Here is a 16,544-nt window from a genome sequence, read left to right as displayed (position 1 = left end):
TCGAGTACTTAGGTTAGCCTAAGTTTTGGCAGTGATCGAAAGCCGGGCGGGCTGTGCGGCGCATCACAGTCTTGGTGGGTTGTTAATGGCTTATGCGGAGCAATAACTTCCGCATAAGGGTCGAGGGTTGCAGCAAGAAGCTCCGCTGGCCCTTGAGTCTCATCGGTACCGTCCTCCGTCACGCTCAATCGACGGTCGTCACCGTCGAGTTACCCCAGGGAGCGCCGCCATGCGTCAGACCCACCTGCTGAGAGCCGGCCTCGGCTTGACCACAGCCATAGCCATCCTGTCGGCGACCGTCCTGCCGGCCGCCGCGGCTGCGGGCAAACCGGCTGCCGCACCGCAGGCCGTGCAGGCCGTGAAGACCGTGCAGAACGCCAAGGATTCCGTGAGCGTCGGCTGGCTGAGCGCCGAAGAGCGCAAGGCGCTGGCTCCGTTTGTGCACTACGGCAGCGATGGCTACCGGCTGGATACCAAGGGCGCCGAGGCCGCCGGTGTGGGCAAGCAGGCGATCGACGCGGTCGGCACCGCTGTGGCCCGCCTGAACGCGCTGTCGGGCAAGAAGCTTGCGGTCAGCAAGGACGGCGAGGGTGTGGTCGTCAACCCCTCGGCCGCGGACGCCGGACTCGGCTTGCGCAGTGCGCCGGTCCAGATCGTGGACGGCATCACCGTCAAGGTCACCTGGTTCGGGCTGCTGATCCACCTGGACTCGTTTGCCGCCGGGAAGGTGCAGGCGGGGGTCGACATCACCAAGGACCTCGTCCAGATCGTGACCAGTGTGGTGACGCTCGCCTCCCTGGGCAGCCTGCTTCCGGCCACCGTGCTCGTCGCCGCGCTGACGGACCTGGGCTCCAAGGCGGTCTCCTTCTGCAAGACGCGGCAGGGAGAGCTGTATGTCTACATCACCTGGGTGGGCGTCCCGGTCTGCAACCCCTTCGCCTGAGTCCGGTTCCATACTGACAGAGGGACAAAGCTGACAGAGGGACAAAGCTGGCAGAGCGTCAAAGCAGTCTACGCCGCAGCGCACCCCCGGGCTACGCTGAACTCCGAAGTCGAGTGCTGTGTCAGGGGGTTGCGGTGGTGGAGATGGACACCCTGCTGGGCCAGATCGTGCCGGCGGTCGATGCGGCGGTGGCCGCCTATGGCGTGGGCGTGCTGACCAGAGCCGAGGACGAGGCGGCCGATGCGACGGTGCGGCTGGGGCAGCGGCTGCTGGCCCGGATCCTGCACCGCAGCGCCGACCCTGTGCCGGTCCGGGCCGCCGTCACCGACCTGGCGGAGGACGCGGAGGAGCCGGACGCGCTGGCCTCGTTGCGGCTGCAGATCAAGAAGGTGCTGGCGGGTGATCCGGAACTCGCCGCCGAGCTGGCCGAGTTGCTGCCAAGAGGTGCCCAGGTGACCGGGCGCGGGGTCGCCATCGGTGGGGGCAACTTCGGGATCGTCGCCACCGGCGACGGCGCGACGAACGTGCAACGCCGATGAGCAGCGGGTTAGGTGGGCAAGGGGTGCCCGGGGGCCGGCCCGGCGATGACCCGTCGGTGGTGGTCCACGGCGACAACCGGGGCATCGTCAGCACCGGCGCCTATGCGTTCAACGTGGTCTACGCGGAGGGCCGCTTCGTCGAGGCCCGCAGCGTGCTGGAGCTGCCGCTCCGGGAGCCTCCCGCGCTGCCGGTCTCCTCGCGGCCCCGGCTGTTCGGCCGGGAGGCGACGGTCGCGGAGATCGCCGAGCGGCTGACCACCGGTGGCAGGGCGCAGTTGTACGGACCGCCCGGCGTGGGCAAGAAGGCGATCGCCTGGGCGGTGCACCGGAGGCTGGCGGTCAGCGGGGTACGGGGTCATGCCCTGCTGCCCCGGGCCGGGGAGGAGGACACCCTCGAAGCGCTGTACGGGCGCCTGGCCGGGCTGTTCTTCGGCAGGAACTTTCTGCGGGGAGTCGATGAGTCGATGCTCCGCGCCGCCGTCGCCGGGGTCACCGCGCACCTCACCCTCATCGACAGCACACTGAGCCAGGAGGAGCTGTCCAGGCTGCTGGAGACGTTCTCCGGCTGTACCTTCCTGATCACCTCCCAGTACCGGACGCTGTCCGACCCCGGGGCGGCCCACCATGTGCAGCCGCTGGCCCGCGCCGCCGCCGTCGATCTGCTCAGCGCCGAGCTCGGGCTGCCACTCGGCCCGGCCGGCCTGCAGAACCTGCAGTTCGACCACGTCTATCGGATGGCCGAGGGCAGGCCGCAACGGCTGCTCCAGTACGCGGAGTTCATCAAGGCGTCCGATGAGTGGCGGGCCCGGCTCACCGAGGAACCCTTTGACCGGCCGCGTCCGGTGGATCCCGGTCGGCTGAGCCCGCAGCGGCAGGCCGAGACCCTGGCCGTCGCCCTGGGCGAGACCGCCCGGCAGGTGCTGTTGGCGCTGGCCACCTTCGGGCCCGCCATGGATTCGGCCTGGTTCGCGGCGGTCACCGGAAATCCGCGGGCCATGGACTCGGCGGCGGAGCTGTGCGACCGGCAGCTGGTGATGTGCGACGCCGGGATCTGCCGGATCACCGAGGACGCCGTAGCCGCGGTGCGGGCCCAGAACTGGGGCCGCTCGGACGTCCTCACCGCGGCGAGGGGAATCCTGGCCTGGCTCACCGGGCCATACGCGCCGCCTGCCCCGGACCCACAGTTGCTGCTGGCCGTCGCACATGAACTGGACGCTGCGCACCAGTGGGCGACGGCCGCACAGTTCGCCAGGATCGCCGCGCCGGTCGCGCTGCAAACCGGCCGTGGACAGACGGCACTTCAGCTGTACGCCTTGGGCAGGAAGGCCGCCGGTCTCGGCGGATCGGCCGCGGACGTGGAGTACTACCTCCGTACCGGGGAGCAGACCCGCAGGCTGCTGGAGGGTGACGAGGTCGCCGCGGTCGCCGCCCTGGCGCTCTTCGCCGCGGGCGTCGGCCAGACCGCCTCGTTCGGGGCGGCGGGCGGCGTGGCGGGCAAGGGCGGCGGCCTGGTGGGCAAGGCGGCCGGCAGCCTCAAGGGGCTTCCGCTGTACACCAAGGCCGGCCTCGCGGGGGCCGCCATCGCGGTGGCCGCGACCGGCACGGTCATTGCCGTGAACAGCGGCGGTGATGAGGGGCCGTCCGCCCGGTGCCCCAATCCGCCCGCCGGGTACGCCAATGCGTGCACGCTCAAGCCGGGCGACTGTTTTGAACGCCCGTCTTTCGCGGGCGAGATGGAGAGCATCAAGCTGGCCCAGTGCGGCCAGGCGCACGGCGGCCAGGCGATCGGCGCCTTCACCGAGCCATCCGGCCCCTGGCCGGGGCAGGACGGGTACCGGCGGGACGCCGGGACCAAGTGCCAGCCCATCCTCAACAAGAACGTGGACAAGTCCGAGCTCGACCAGACCGCCCAGCTCGGCTACCTGGGGCCGAACTCCGTCACCTGGGACACGGGCTATCACCATGTGATCTGCATCGTCTTCTCGGATAGCGCGACCTGGACCACCTCCGCGCTCACCCCCGATGCCGACCTCTCGGTCCCGACCAGAAATTGACCTTGGATTTTGGGTCGGGCGGCGTCATGACCCCGCCGGCCGGAACCCGAACCGCAGCAGCCGCCCCAGGTCGCGGACCACGGGCACCCGCGCCATCACCTGGGCGCCCGACCTCGCGGCCCACGGCAGCCGTTCGACGCCGGGGAGCTCATTGCCCCGTACCGCGTCCAGACAGCGCAGGCCGGGCGCCCACCCCTCGAGCTCACCGGGATCGTCGATCGCCCAGTGGAACGTCGCCCCGGTGCGGCGGATCGGGGGCAACAGCGCGCCCATCCGCACGGCGAGCGAGTTGTAGCAGTCGAAGAGCAACTGCCCGCTCGGGAAGCGGTCCACCAGGCGCCGGACGAGCCGTCTGCCCTCCTCCTTCCGCAGATACATCGACAGGCCCTCGAAGACGACCAGGGTGGGCCGGTCGGCGGGGACTTCGGCGAGCCAGGCGTCCTCGGTGACGGAGGCGGCGAGCATCCGGTAGTCGCCGGGGGGCCGGGGCAGCAGGTGCTCGCGGATGGCGAGCACCTCGGGGAGGTCGACATCGATCCAGCGGACGGCCGGCGGCCGGTCGATCCGGTGCGCCCGGGTGTCCAGACCGCAGGCCAGGTGCAGGACGGTGGCCTCGGGGTGATGCGCCAGGAACTCGCGTGTCCAGATGTCGAGTTGGAGTGCGCGCAGGGCGATTCCCGCGGCGGTGAGGCGGCCCATGCCCACCCGGCGGAAGTCATAGTCGATGCCCGGCACGATCCTGGCCGCCTCGGTGTCGCCGAGTACGGGTGCCGGGGAGCGGCTGTCCAGGGCGCGGGCGTAGAGCGTGAAGAGCATGGTCTCCGGAACGCCGTGCAGGGTGATCTTCTCGCGGTTCATGGCCGATTCCCATCGCTCGCCTTCGCATCCAACGTAGCGCCGATGGTTTCTCGGCCCAACGGCGGAGTGGGACGGGACTGCGGGGCGAGGTGAGCGGGCCCTGAGTGGTCACTCTGGGTGAAGGCGAGATCGCCGTCAGCAGTTCGTCGCATGCCAGATGGGGCTGAAGTTGTAGGAGGAGTAGCCGTAGATGGTGCCGCGGGTGCGGTGTCATCAGCCGCCCAGATGACGCAACTTGTCCGGGTTGCGGATGACTCGGATCCCCGTGACCCGGCCGTCGAAGACCTCGACACTGGCCACCGTGCTCACCGTCCCGGCGACCAGGAACAGCAGGCCGGGCTCGCCGTTGACCGTCACCTCCCGTACCTCCAGCGCCTCCGGTTCGAGAGCCTGGGGCAGCACCCCCAGCAGGAAGCGGGCCACCTTGTCGGCGCCGTGCAGCGGGCGCAGCGCGGCGCGGATCTTGCCGCCGCCGTCGGTCCAGGCGGTGACCTCGGGGGCGAGGAGTTCCAGCATGCGGTTGAGGTCGCCGCCCAGGCAGGCGGCGGTGAACTCGTCGGTGACCCGCTTGCGGGTGTCGGCGTCGGCGTCGAAACGGGGGCGGCGGGCCTGGACATGGGAGCGGGCCCGGTGGCCCACCTGCCGCACCGCCGGCTCGCCGCGGTCCAGTGCCTCGGCGATCTCCTGGTAGGAGAAGCCGAAGACCTCCTTGAGCACAAAGACCGCCCGCTCCAGCGGGGACAGGCTCTCCAGGACGACGAGCATCGCGAGTGAGACCGATTCGGCCATCTCGACGTCCTCCGTGGCGTCCGGTGTGGTGAGCAGGGGCTCGGGGAGCCAGGTGCCGACATAGGCCTCGCGCTGGACGGCGGCCGAACGCAGCCGGTTGAGCGAGAGGTTGGTGACGGTGCGCGCGAGGTAGGCCCGGGGGTTGCCGACCGGGCCGGTGACGTCGCTCCACTTCAGCCAGGCGTCCTGCAGCACGTCCTCGGCGTCGGCGACGCTGCCCAGCATGCGGTAGGCGATGCCGAACAGCGTGCGCCGGTGCTCCTCGAAGAGGTCGGTCCTGTCCCGGTCGCGCTCGGTATTGTGCTCTTTCATACCCTCGACGGTATGGCACACCGGTCGGAGAAGCCCTGGCCGGTCAGGCCGAAGGCGCTGTTCATGCGCGAGCGCATGTTCTCCACCGCGACGATCGCGGTCAGCTCGACGAACGCCGCCTCGCCGAGCCGTCCGAGGAGCTCCGCGGCCAGTTCGTCGGTGACGCAGGGCGCCGTCTCGGTCATGGCCTCGGCGTACTCCATGACCAGCCGCTCCAGTTCGGTGAAGGCCGCCGGTTCGGTCCGCCAGCCGGGCACCTTGCTGATCTTGTCCAGGGGCAGGCCCAGCTCGTTGGCCTCCCAGTAGCCGAAGTCGGTGCACCAGGTGCAGCCGATCTTCACCGCGGAGGCCATCACGGCCAGGTGCTTGAGTCCCTTGTCCAGGCTGTTCCACTTCGCCGCGCTCAGTTCCAGGAGCGAGCCTCCGAACATGACCCGGCGGTTGTGCGCGACCGCCTTCATGGGGTCGAGGGCGCTTCCGAAGGTGCGCTTGGAGTACCACTCGGCGATGCGCAGGAGCAGGGTGCGGGGCGGGGTGAGGGAGATGCGGGCCATGGATGCCTCCTGGTGTCGCGGTGTGCGCTGTCACCAGGTCCGACACATCGGCCCGCGCGGATGTGACATCACCCGGGCCGGCCGGTGGTCCGGCCCAGGAAGAGACCGGTGGTGGTCCGCAGCCGGACGGCTGCGCCATGGGCGTCGACCACCCGTGCCACATCCCTGAAGAGCGCCTCCCGGGTGGCCTCCGGGGCGAGCCGGTAGGTGGAGAGCGAGGACAGCAGATCGATCAGCCCGGCCGTGGAGAACTCGTGCCCGGTGGTGTATTGGCGGCGGGTGATGTCCGTGAAGCCGCCGTCGGCCGCCATCTCCTCCCGCACCCATGAGCTGTCGCCCATGACGCTCTCGCGCGGCCGGGTCTCCAGGATGGTGTGCGGGGGCAGTTCGGTGAGGTGGCGCAGATGGACGGCGATCAGCTCCTGCCGGACGTCCTCCTCGGCCACGGCCCAGTCGTTCCAGAACAGGGCTATGGTCCCGCCCGGGGCCAGCGCGGCCCTGGCCTGTGACCAGCGCGCCGCCGGGTCGATCCAGTGCCAGGCCTGGGCCGAGTAGAGGAGGCCGAAGCGACGGCCGTCCGGACGCCAGCTCTCGAAGTCACCGGTGGCGATGGTGACCTGGGGGAAGCCGGCGCAGTTGCGGGCCAGCACGGCGGTCATCCGGGGGTCCGGCTCCAGGCAGGTCAGCGGGATGCCACGGGCGGCGAACGCCAGCGTGGCCTTGCCGGTGCCCGCGCCGACCTCCAGCGCGGGGGCGGCGGCGTCGATCTCGCGGCCGGTGAACTCGAGGACGTCGGTGACCAGTTGCTCGGGATATCCGGGGCGGGCGGCATCGTACTGCTCGGCGACCTCGCCGAAGACATTGCGCCGCTCGCGCGGGGGGTCGGTGGGGTTGGTGGTCATGGCATCACCGTAAGAGTCCGGAAGAGTCCGCCCAGTTGGCGGGAACGGTCAGTAGGCGCGGGTCAGTTCGGGCGCCATGGCCCTGGACCGGTCGATCAGCGCCTCCAGCAGCCCCAGTGCGGACTGGAGTTCGCCGACGGTGGTGCTGATCCGGTTCCGTTCCTTGAGCACCTCGTCGAACAGCTCGGAGCAGCCGGGCAGCAGCAGCCCGTTGTCGTCGACGGTGCAGGGCAGCACCTCGGCGATCACGGCGGTGCCCAGCCCGGCGGCGAGCAGGGTGCGGATGTTCTCGACGGTGCGCACGGCGCTCTCGTCGTACTCACGGTAGCCGCTGGGTTGGCGCTGGGGCTTGAGCAGGCCCTGCTCCTCGTAATAGCGCAGGGCGCGGTGGCTGATGCCGGTGCGCCGGGACAGTTCTCCGATGCGCAAGGTGGCCTCCGTCACAGTGGATTGACCCTCACGTCAACGTGAGGGTTTAGCTTCGCCAGCATGACCAATGTGAAGGTGAACGGCAAGGGAAATGATCTGTCCTCGGTGACCGTCCTCGGGCTGGGCCCCATGGGCCGGGCGCTGGCCGGTGCGCTGTTGAAGGGCGGCCACCCCACCACCGTGTGGAACCGCTCGGCGGGCAGGGCCGGGGAGCTGGCCGGGCAGGGCGCGGTGCTCGCGGAGACGGCCGAGGCCGCGGTGCGGGCGAGCGAGCTGGTGATCGTGTGCGTGCTGGACTATGACGCCGTGCACGCGATCCTGGGCCCGCTGGCCGGGGAGCTGCGGGGTCGCACTGTGGTGAACCTCACCGCCGACTCGCCGCGGCGGGCCCGGGAGACGGCGGAGTGGGCCGCCTCGCACGGCATCGACTACCTCGACGGGTCGATCATGACGCCCACGCGGACCATCGGGACGGACGCGGCCCAGGTTCTCTACAGCGGACCCAAGGACGTGTACGAGGCGCACCGGCCGGTGTTGGCGAGCCTGGGCGGCACCGCCGATCACCTCGGTACGGACCCCGGCCGGGCGGCGGCGTACGACGTCGCGCTGCTCGACCTGTTCTGGACAACCGTCAGCGGCTATGTCCATGCGCTGGCGCTGGCCCGGGCGGAGAACATCAAGGCGACGGACCTCGCCCCGTATGCCCAGGGAATCGTGGGCCTGATGTCCCGGATCATCCCGGATTTCGCGGCGCAGGCGGACGAGGGCCGCTACCCGGGGGAAACCTCCAGCATCGCCTCGGCGGCGGCCGGGATGGAGCACATCATCCATGCCGCCGAGGGGCACGGGATCGATGCCGGGGTGCTGAGCGCCGCGCATGCCGTCGCCCGGCGGGCGATCGACGCGGGGCACGGCTCGGCCCAGATCTCCCGGCTGGTCGAGGAGCTGCGGGCGGGAGGGGCCGAAAGTTGACTACCGGCACCCGGGCCCCATTGAGGAGTTCACACATCACCGCTTGCATGGCTGCGCCCAGAGATGTTCCGGCTGTTGAGGCCTGTACGGAGGGGATACCTTGCGTAAGCCCAGTGCACGTTCAGGAAGATCGAAAGCGTCCAGAGCACAGAGCGGCATAACCGGTGCGGCAGCGCTGCTCGGCGCCGCCGCACTCGTCATCACGGCCGCGCCGGCCCAGGCCGCGGCGCCCGCCCCGGGACCTGTGGAGGTGATCCCGGGCAAGGGCACCGCGACCCCCGCCCTGGTGGACGGGATCCGGGAGGCGGTGAAGTCCACGGGAAGCGCGGCCGATGCGGCGCGCGGACACCTGGCGGACAAGGAGAGCCGCTATCGCATCGCCGATCCGGCGCGCGACCTGAAGGCCGTGCAGACGGTGCGCACCGGTGACACCGAGACCGTGCGGCTCCAGCAGAAGCACCGGGGAGTCGACGTCCTCGGCGGCCAGTATCTGGTGCGGATGGAGAAGCAGGACGGCAACCGGGTCGTCACCGGAACCTCCGGTAGGTACTTCACCGCGCTGAAGACCGACACCAGGCCCGAGGTCGGCGAGGAGCTGGCGGTGCGGCGGGCGGTCGGCGCCGTCCAGGAGCAGCTGGGCGGCAGGACGCTCGGCAAGAAGGACGTCGTCCCGTCCAAGGGCGCGCCGAGCGCGGCGGCCAGGGCGCTCGGCGGTACCGCCCGCGGTCTGGTGGTGCTGCCCAGGGGCGCGGGGGTGCTGGCGCACCATGTCACCGTGCGGGGCTCCGACCCGGCCACCGGTGAGCCGGTGCTGCGCGAGGTCTATGTGGACGCCCGGGCCGGCTTCCCGGTGCTGCAGTACAGCGGCATCAAGACGTTCGGCGCCCCCGGGCAGGGGCCGGGCGGCGGCGGTCCGGCCGCCTCCGGGCGGCGGGTCCCCGGTGCCGCCCGGGGGGCCGGCGACACCTCCGGGGTCACCGGCTCCGGGGTGAAGTACGACGGGCAGACGGTCGAGCTCGGCCTGGAGCAGGACGCGTCGCGCAAGGAGTATGTGATGCGCGACCACGCTCGGATGGCCGACTCCTCCAAGAACGTGCTGGCCACCTGGGACGCGCGCGGCAAGGATGTCAGCGAGGCATCCGGCCGCTGGCCGGACGGCATCAGGGAGTTCGGCTCGGCGACCCCCGAGTTCGGCAAGGACGCCACCGAGTCGGGCGCGGTGGACGCGCACTGGGCCGCGGGCCAGGTCTATGACTACTACCGGACCATGCACAAGCGGAACAGCCTCGACGACCGCGGCATGACCGTCAACTCCCTGGTGGGCGTCAGCTACTTCGGCATGCCCTATGTCAACGCCTTCTGGGACGGCGCCAAGATGGTGTACGGCGGGGGCGACAAGGAGTACCGGACGCTCTCGGCGGGCCTGGACGTGGTCGGCCATGAGATGACGCACGGGGTGGTGGAGAACTCCGCCAACCTGGTCTACGCGGGCCAGTCCGGGGCGCTCAACGAGGCGCTGGCCGACTACTTCGGCAACGCCATCAGGACCAATGCCTATGGCATCGCCATGGACGACCCGGAGTCGGGGCTGCTGGGCGGTTCGCTGTGCCGCACCAAGCCGGCCCGCCAGTGCGCCTTCCGTGACCTGAACGACGGCAAGACGACCGCCAAGAACTTCCTGGGCGTGGGCTTCGGCACCGACAGCGGTGGTGTCCACCTCAACTCGACCATTTTCTCGGGTGCCTTGTGGGACATCCGCAAGGACCTCGGCCCCACCCTGGCCGACAAGCTCGTCTACCAGGCGCTGACCCGGTATATGACCCCGCTGGACGGCTTCACCGAGGGCCGTGCCGCGGTCATCGCCGCGGCCCGGGACCTCAAGGTCTCGCCGCGGGGGCAGAATGTCGTCAAGCGCTCCTTCAACGCCCATGGCATCGTGCCGGACTGGGAGCTGGCCCTCGGGGTGGACTCCGACCAGCTGCTCGGCAAGCTCAACACCAGTGGCTCGGCGGTGGGCGCGGGCGGCGGCTGGTGGGTCGCGGCCAAGTCCAACGACGACGGTTCCGAGCCGTACTCGCTGTGGGCGGGCCACAGCAATGGCACCGGTTCGCCCAGGCTGATCAGCCCCAACGACGGCCGCTACCACGTCAACCCGGCCACCGACGGCAAGACCGTGGTGTGGACGGCGGTCGGCTCGGCGGGCGTCGATCTGCTGTCGCGTCCGCTCGCGGGCGGGCCGGTCAAGAAGCTGTACTCCTCGACCGGCAATATCCCCCGGGTGCGGATGTCGGGCGGCACGGTGGTCTTTGAACTGTCGGACCCCTCCGGCGGGCGGCATGTGGCCTGGCTGCGGCAGGGCGACAAGGACCCGGTGTTTGTGGACGGCGGCCGCTTTGAGCAGTCGACCGCCCTGCCGTCGCTGAGCGGCGACCGGATCGCCTATGCCAGGGCCTATTTCGAGGGCGACGCCTATCGGTACGGCACCGAGGTGCTGGACCTCAAGACCGGCACCAAGACCCTGATGGGCCAGCTCGGCACACCCAGCGGCATCGGCCAGACCGGTATCAACCACCGCAATGTCTTCTGGCTGGTGGACGAGACCCAGGGCGAGGGGCCGCTGGTGGTGCGGCGCGCCGACCTCGACGGCACCGGCGCGGTGGACTTCGGCAAGGAGAAGGGCGCGGAAGCGCTGTTCCCCTTCGACCTGACCCTGTCCGAGGATGCGGTGACGGTCGCCTCCCAGCCGCCGGACACCACCTACCACAACGAGACCATGGCCAAGCTGTGGCAGTTCGCCACGGACGGCACCCGCAAGGGCCGGGTCTCCTGCAACCGTGGTGAGCAGCTGTCCGCGGCGGCCGTCAGCGGCCGGCAGGTGATCTGGATCGATGGCACCACCGGCTACAGCGACCTGGTGACCCGCAACCGCCCGGCGGGCAACTGCGGCTGATACCAGCGGAGATGAGGGCCGTGCCCCCGGCGCCGACGTGCCGGGGGCACGGCCTTGCCGTCCTGGAGGTGTGGTGTCGGCGTCAGCCGTTGGCCAGCGCCTGCAGGCGGGCGTAGGAGCCGTTGAAGCGGTCGTGGTCACCGACGGCCGGTCCGGTGTCGGTGTACTGCCATATGGTGTGGAAGCCCCAGCCCGCCGGAAGGGTGCCGGCCGAGGAACCATAGCGCGGTATCCACAGCGGGTTGACCGAGCCGAAGCCCGCGTAGTCGCCGGTGCACCGCTTCCACCAGCCGGTTGAGGTGTAGATGACCGCATCCCGGCCGATGCGGTTGCGGTAGGTGGTGAGGAAGTCCGTCACCCAGTCGACCAGGTCGGACGCGCTCATCCCGTAGCAGACGTTCCCGTAGGGGTTGTACTCCATGTCCAGTACGCCGGGCAGCGTTCTGCCGTCGGCCGACCAGCCACCGCCGTGCGAGACGAAGTAGCTTGCCTGGGCCGAGCCGGTCGAGTGGTTGGGCAGTGCGAAGTGGTACGCGCCGCGGATCATGCCCACGCTGTAGGAGCCGTTGTACTGCTGGGCGAAGTACGGGTTGGTGTAGCCGGTGCCCTCGGTGGCCTTGGCCCAGGCGAACCGGTTGCCGGCGTTCCACAGGCTCGACCAGGCGACGTTGCCGTTGTGGCTGCTGACGTCCACGCCCTCGACGGAGGCCGTGAGCGAGGGGCCGGGGCGGCCGTGGCCGCCCTCGTGGGCGCGGATGGTGACGCCCATCCAGTCCCGTTCGGGATGGGAGGGGCGGTGCGGCTGTGCGGCTCCGGCCGTGCCGGGCAGGGCGAGGAGCAGGGCCAGCACGGCGAGCAGCGAGAGCAGGGCAGGACGGAAGGGATGTTTGGGCATCAAGATGCCTCCGGGAGCTCGGTGGGGGAGTTCGGTGGAGGTGGAACTGGGTTGTGGGGGGCAGGAGTTGGGGGGTGGATCCACAGTCATGGGCCATTGGTGTGCCCATGACATAAATCAAGCTACGTCCATGCCCTGCCCCCGGTACAGAGCCCGGAGTGCTGTCCTTGGCCACATCCTGGGAAATACTTGGCGCAGTCGCGGTGACCTGCCGCGGCCGGAGAAGATGTCGGTGGCTGGAAAGCAGGAGAGGGCCCCTAGTGCACCAGATGAGCACTCCGCCTTCCAAGGCGAGCGGCGAGGAGTTCCTCGCCCTGGAACGCGAGCTGGCGGTCTTCCTGCGCCGCGCCCGCGCCTCCTCCGGCGAGATGGCCCGCGAGGTCCATCCCGAACTGGAGCCCGCGGCCTATGGCCTGCTGGTCCGGCTGGAGGAAGCGGGGCGCCAGCGGGGTACGGACCTGGCCGCCTTCTTCGGCGTCGGCAAGGCCACCATGAGCCGCCAGCTGCGCGCCCTGTGGGAGCTCGGCCTGGTGACCCGCGACCCGGACCCCGCGGACGGGCGCGCCTCGCTGGTCGAGCTGACGGAGGAGGGCCGGGCGCGGCTCGCCCGGGTGCGGGAGGCCCGGCGGGCCCGGTATGTGCGCAAGCTCGCGGGGTGGGACCGGGGGGAGATCGCCGAGCTGGCGCGGCTGCTGCACCGGCTGAACGACACGGTGGGACCGTAGGCTGCGAGGGAAACCTCACCCGCTCACAACTCGGCGTACAGTGCCGTCGCATCGTCGTGCGTCTTCCCCCGCCGGAAGGCCGTACGGTCCGGATCGGCCAGCTCCAGCACCCGCACCCGGTCGATCAGCGCCTGCGGCCCGCCCTTCGCCAGCAGCGCGCAGCAGTCGGCCCAGCCCCCCTCGCCGAACACCTCCACCCACCGCGAGGCGCCGTCGCTGAGCGCGGCCAGCGCCCGTACCCGCGACCGCGGCAGGTCGCCGGCGACCGCGCGCCGTACCACCTCCGGGTCCGCCGCCGCCGTGAAGAAGCCGCCCTCCGCGTTGCGTTGGGCGTCGGTGACCGGACCCAGCGCCGCCAGCCGGTCGATGCGGTCGTCCAGTACCGGCGTCACCGTGCCCGCCGGGCCCTCGATGAGCAGCACCGAGTCGGACAGCACCAGATACTCCACCCGCTCCGCGTCCCAGCGAGCTGTCACCACGGTCGCCTGCGGAGTGCGGTGGTGAGCAAGGTCACAGGTGGCCCGATGGGCGTCGGCGGTCCGGGTGATTGCCGAGGCCAGGCACTGCCGGAGCGTCAGATCCCGCCGTGCCGCCGACAGTTCGAGCAGCGCCCCGCCCAGCCGGGCGGTGAACCAGGGAACCCCGTGCGTACAGCCGGTGCCACCGGCCGGCGGCGGCGTCACCCCGTCCAGCAGCACCAGCGTGCCGCCCCGGCCGGAGGCGGGCAGGGCCGCCGATGCGAAGTCCTCGTCGGGGCGTTCGGGGTCCCCCGGCAGAGTGGCGAATTCGATGCGCATGGGGCCAGTGTGCACGAACCCTGATTTCGGACGGGGTTGGATCGGTGTTGGTCGGTGTTCGTGCGCATCCTTCCGGCGGATCCGGCGGTTTACCTGGTGGCGGTCGCCGGGGGAGGGCACCCGCGCAGCATGCGGAGGGGTCAGCCCCCGGCGGGGATCCACTCCTTCGGGTGGGCCCGGCGAATGAAGAGCGCCTGCCGCACAGAGGTGCTGAAAGGGTCACATCGGCACCAGGGGCGGGTTTCGGACGAGAGCAGATGGTGAGCACCGGTGCGGAAGAAGCGGCTTCGGGGCGGGCAACGCGAGCAACAGACCACGGGGGTGCCGGAGCGCACCGCCCGGGTGCGCAACCGGCTCATCGTCTCGGTGGTGATCATCTCCCTCACGGTGCTCGGCGCGGGCGCCCTGGGGCTCGCCGACGCCATGCGCGACATGGGCGACTCCGAGCGGCTCATCCCCTTGGCCAGAACCGCCGCGGATGCCGTCGCCCTGGCCCACTCGCTGGCCGATGAGCGCGATGCCATGACGGAGTACGTCGGGGGAGGGCGCGGCCCGGTGCCCGCCGCCCTCACCGCGCGGCGCGCCCAAGTCGACCGCAAGCTCCGCGAGTTCACCGCCTCCCGGGCGGCCCGGACGGCCCTGCCCGGCGCCGTGCGCAGCCGGCTGGACGGCCTGGCCGAGGCGCGCCGCCGGGCGCTGGCCGGGCCCGGCGAGCCGCTCGCGGTGTTCTCCGCGTACACCACGACCGTCCAGGCGCTGCACGGGGTGGCCGACACCCTCGCGGTGCGGCTGCCGCCACGGGCCGGCGCCGCCGACGCGGCGGCGGTGGCCCTGCTCGGCCGGGCCGTCGAGGAGGCATCCGCCACCCGTGGCCTGCACCTCGGCGCCCTGGCCGCGCACGGCACCCGGTTCGAGCCCGAACTCGCGGGCGCCGCCCAGCAGACCGCCTTCCGGGAGCAGGCGGCGCTCGCCGACTTTGCGCAACTCGCCCCGGCCAAGGCCCGCGACGCCTATGCCGCCACCGTCACCGGGCCCGAGGTCATCGCCGCCGAGGCGGAGCTGGCCAGGATCACCAGCAGGCCGCAGCCGGGCCAGGAGCCGGCGGCGGAGCCGGTGGGCAAGGCGCTCACCGCCCGGCTGGAGCTGATGCGCGGAGTCGAATCCGCCCTGGCCGCCGCCGAGTCGGCGCATCTGGTGCGGGTGCGCGACCGCGATGTGAGCGCGCTGGAGGCGCGCGGCGCGCTCGCCGGGCTGTGCTTCCTGATCGCCCTGCTGGCCGGGGTCCAGTCGGCCCGCTCCATGACCCGACCGCTGGCCGCGCTGCGGCTGGGCGCTCGCCGGGTCTGCGCCGATCCGCTGGCCCGGGAGCCGGTCTCGGTCAAGGGCCGGGACGACGAGTTCGCCGAAGTCGCCCGCTCCGTCAATGTGTTGCATGGCACCGTCGTCCGTCAGCGGGAGCGCATCACCCTGCTCGAGGGGGAGCGCAACCGGCTCGACGGCGCCCGTGCGGACCTCGCCGAGGAGCGCGACGCGCTGCGCGTCCGGGACCAGGAGCTGACCGCCCAGCTGGCCGGGCTCACCACCCAGGCGCACGCCACCTGCGCCAGCCTCTCGCTGCGCACCCTTGGGCTGGTCGAGCGGCAGTTGACGGTCATCGAGGCCATGGAGGCCCATGAGGCGGACCCCGACCGCCTGGAGGTGCTCTTCAAGCTCGACCACCTGGCCACCCGGATGCGCCGGCACAGCGAGAACCTGCTGGTCCTCGCGGGTGCCGAGGCCGGCGCCGGGCATCCGGGGCCGGTGCCCCTGCTGGACGTGCTGCGGGCGGCCATCAGCGAGATCGACCGCTATGAGCGGGTACGCATCCACTCCCTGCCGGCCCGCGCACAGCTCGCCGGATTCGCCGCGGACGATGTGAGCCACCTGGTGGCCGAACTGCTGGAGAACGCGACCGTCTTCTCCCCGCCCGATGTGCAGGTGCAGGTGTCCGGCTGGCTGTTGGAGAACGGCGATGTGATGCTCTCCGTCCAGGACGAGGGCATCGGAATGGCCCCCGACCGGCTCGCCGAGCTCAACTCCCTGCTGGCACAGGAGGATCCGCAGCCGCGGGGCGTGCTGCCGGGTGGCGGGGAGCCGGGCGACGACGCGGTCATGGGCCTGGGCCTGTATGTGGTGGCCCGGCTGGCGGCCCGGCACGGGGTGCGGGTCCAGCTGCGCGAGCAGCGGCCGGGCGGGATCACGGCCGTGGTGGTGCTGCCCGCCCGGCTGCTGCCCGCCGCCCCGCCGGCCGTCGCCGACCCCTCGGTCCCGGACCCCCAGGCGCCGCCGCCCGGCCGGTTCCCGGGCGCCGTCGCCGAGTCCAACTCGCATGTGATGCAGGGCCGCCCGCGCCGCACCTCCAGCATCGGGCCCCGCCCCGCCCCGCCCGGCCCGCCGCCGGACGACCCGACCATCGAGCTGACCGCCGTACCGGAGGAGCGGCCTCCGGTGGGCCGCCACGCCCGTCCCCCGGCCCCGGCACCTGCCCCGACGCCTGCCCCGGCACCCGCTTCGGTGCCCCGGCAGCCGCACCCCGGCCAGGTCAACGGCACCGGACTGCCCAAGCGGACCCCCAGGCCGCTGGCGCAGAAGCCCCCCGAGCGGAGCGTGCGCAAGGGAGTTGACGCCGAGGCGCTGCGGCGCAAGCTCGCCGGGTTCCAGCAGGGGGCCCGGGACGGGCGGCGCGATGTGGAGGCCGAGCTGACCGGACGTGATATTGATCAGCGTCAAGCGGGGGCGCTGGACGAGGGCGGCAATGTCGAGGAGGCACGCGGTTGACTGCATTT

At 71.5% G+C, this 16,544-nt stretch carries 14 protein-coding genes; 7 read left to right on the top strand and 7 right to left on the bottom strand.

Going from position 1 to position 16,544, the window contains the following annotated elements; all coding sequences use genetic code 11:
- Positions 1–229 precede the first annotated feature (229 nt).
- The 3 genes from ABCR83_RS13100 (at position 230) to ABCR83_RS13090 (ending at position 3,536) form a co-directional block, all read left to right on the top strand.
- Entirely contained in the window at positions 230–943 is a 714-nt protein-coding gene (locus ABCR83_RS13100; protein ID WP_462695116.1) for a hypothetical protein, read from the top strand.
- 143 nt (positions 944–1,086) lie between these two features.
- Positions 1,087–1,482, top strand: coding sequence for a hypothetical protein (locus tag ABCR83_RS13095; RefSeq protein ID WP_462695178.1), 396 nt, complete (start codon positions 1,087–1,089; stop codon positions 1,480–1,482).
- Between the two features lie 23 nt (positions 1,483–1,505).
- A complete protein-coding gene (locus ABCR83_RS13090) occupies positions 1,506–3,536 on the top strand; it encodes a P-loop NTPase family protein (protein WP_462695115.1) in 2,031 nt (676 codons plus the stop codon).
- Positions 3,537–3,560: 24 nt separating this feature from the next.
- Here the strand turns inward: ABCR83_RS13090 and ABCR83_RS13085 are convergent, their stop codons facing one another.
- The 5 genes from ABCR83_RS13085 to ABCR83_RS13065 form a co-directional block, all read right to left on the bottom strand.
- The gene (locus ABCR83_RS13085) at positions 3,561–4,394 is read right to left on the bottom strand and encodes a class I SAM-dependent methyltransferase (RefSeq protein ID WP_462695114.1); all 834 of its coding nucleotides are present in this window, start codon (positions 4,392–4,394) and stop codon (positions 3,561–3,563) included.
- 213 nt (positions 4,395–4,607) lie between these two features.
- Complete coding sequence (locus tag ABCR83_RS13080) at positions 4,608–5,495, bottom strand: RNA polymerase sigma-70 factor (protein ID WP_462695113.1); 888 nt, start codon at positions 5,493–5,495, stop codon at positions 4,608–4,610.
- Positions 5,492–6,049 carry a carboxymuconolactone decarboxylase family protein gene (locus ABCR83_RS13075; RefSeq protein ID WP_462695112.1) on the bottom strand — a complete coding sequence of 186 codons (558 nt, stop codon included), beginning with the start codon at positions 6,047–6,049 and terminating at the stop codon, positions 5,492–5,494. Before ABCR83_RS13075 ends, ABCR83_RS13080 begins: the two co-directional genes overlap by 4 nt.
- A gap of 68 nt (positions 6,050–6,117) precedes the next feature.
- Positions 6,118–6,951 (bottom strand): class I SAM-dependent methyltransferase, encoded by an 834-nt coding sequence (locus ABCR83_RS13070; RefSeq protein WP_462695111.1) that lies wholly within the window; start codon positions 6,949–6,951, stop codon positions 6,118–6,120.
- 48 nt (positions 6,952–6,999) lie between these two features.
- A complete protein-coding gene (locus ABCR83_RS13065) occupies positions 7,000–7,380 on the bottom strand; it encodes a MerR family transcriptional regulator (protein WP_462695110.1) in 381 nt (126 codons plus the stop codon).
- Between the two features lie 60 nt (positions 7,381–7,440).
- On the opposite strand from ABCR83_RS13065, the gene ABCR83_RS13060 reads away from it, so the two are divergent.
- Positions 7,441–8,352, top strand: a complete 912-nt coding sequence (locus tag ABCR83_RS13060) for an NAD(P)-dependent oxidoreductase (RefSeq protein ID WP_462695109.1) — start codon at positions 7,441–7,443, stop codon at positions 8,350–8,352.
- A gap of 100 nt (positions 8,353–8,452) precedes the next feature.
- The gene (locus ABCR83_RS13055) at positions 8,453–11,302 is read left to right on the top strand and encodes a M4 family metallopeptidase (RefSeq protein ID WP_462695108.1); all 2,850 of its coding nucleotides are present in this window, start codon (positions 8,453–8,455) and stop codon (positions 11,300–11,302) included.
- 82 nt (positions 11,303–11,384) lie between these two features.
- Here the strand turns inward: ABCR83_RS13055 and ABCR83_RS13050 are convergent, their stop codons facing one another.
- On the bottom strand, positions 11,385–12,197 hold the full coding sequence (locus ABCR83_RS13050; RefSeq protein WP_462695107.1) for a lysozyme: 813 nt from the start codon (positions 12,195–12,197) through the stop codon (positions 11,385–11,387).
- 269 nt (positions 12,198–12,466) lie between these two features.
- Between ABCR83_RS13050 and ABCR83_RS13045 the strand changes: the two genes are divergently transcribed.
- Entirely contained in the window at positions 12,467–12,922 is a 456-nt protein-coding gene (locus ABCR83_RS13045; RefSeq protein WP_462695106.1) for a MarR family winged helix-turn-helix transcriptional regulator, read from the top strand.
- 23 nt (positions 12,923–12,945) lie between these two features.
- Here ABCR83_RS13045 and ABCR83_RS13040 read toward each other — a convergent pair whose 3' ends face one another.
- Positions 12,946–13,719, bottom strand: coding sequence for a hypothetical protein (locus tag ABCR83_RS13040; protein ID WP_462695105.1), 774 nt, complete (start codon positions 13,717–13,719; stop codon positions 12,946–12,948).
- 270 nt (positions 13,720–13,989) lie between these two features.
- Here ABCR83_RS13040 and ABCR83_RS13035 point away from each other — a divergent pair, with 270 nt between their 5' ends.
- The gene (locus tag ABCR83_RS13035; protein ID WP_462695104.1) at positions 13,990–16,536 is read left to right on the top strand and encodes a sensor histidine kinase; all 2,547 of its coding nucleotides are present in this window, start codon (positions 13,990–13,992) and stop codon (positions 16,534–16,536) included.
- Positions 16,537–16,544 lie beyond the last annotated feature (8 nt).

This window comes from Streptomyces xingningensis (assembly GCF_054957865.1).
This window is presented reverse-complemented; position numbering and strand designations above follow the sequence as displayed.

Bases quoted from the DNA above. Each gene is read 5' to 3' on its own strand.
- ABCR83_RS13100 (WP_462695116.1), top strand. From the start codon at position 230: ATGCGTCAGACCCACCTGCTGAGAGCCGGCCTCGGCTTGACCACAGCC.
- ABCR83_RS13095 (WP_462695178.1), top strand. From the start codon at position 1,087: ATGGACACCCTGCTGGGCCAGATCGTGCCGGCGGTCGATGCGGCGGTG.
- ABCR83_RS13085 (WP_462695114.1), bottom strand. From the start codon at position 4,394: ATGAACCGCGAGAAGATCACCCTGCACGGCGTTCCGGAGACCATGCTC.
- ABCR83_RS13080 (WP_462695113.1), bottom strand. From the start codon at position 5,495: ATGAAAGAGCACAATACCGAGCGCGACCGGGACAGGACCGACCTCTTC.
- ABCR83_RS13075 (WP_462695112.1), bottom strand. From the start codon at position 6,049: ATGGCCCGCATCTCCCTCACCCCGCCCCGCACCCTGCTCCTGCGCATC.
- ABCR83_RS13070 (WP_462695111.1), bottom strand. From the start codon at position 6,951: ATGACCACCAACCCCACCGACCCCCCGCGCGAGCGGCGCAATGTCTTC.
- ABCR83_RS13060 (WP_462695109.1), top strand. From the start codon at position 7,441: ATGACCAATGTGAAGGTGAACGGCAAGGGAAATGATCTGTCCTCGGTG.
- ABCR83_RS13050 (WP_462695107.1), bottom strand. From the start codon at position 12,197: ATGCCCAAACATCCCTTCCGTCCTGCCCTGCTCTCGCTGCTCGCCGTG.
- ABCR83_RS13045 (WP_462695106.1), top strand. From the start codon at position 12,467: ATGAGCACTCCGCCTTCCAAGGCGAGCGGCGAGGAGTTCCTCGCCCTG.
- ABCR83_RS13040 (WP_462695105.1), bottom strand. From the start codon at position 13,719: ATGCGCATCGAATTCGCCACTCTGCCGGGGGACCCCGAACGCCCCGAC.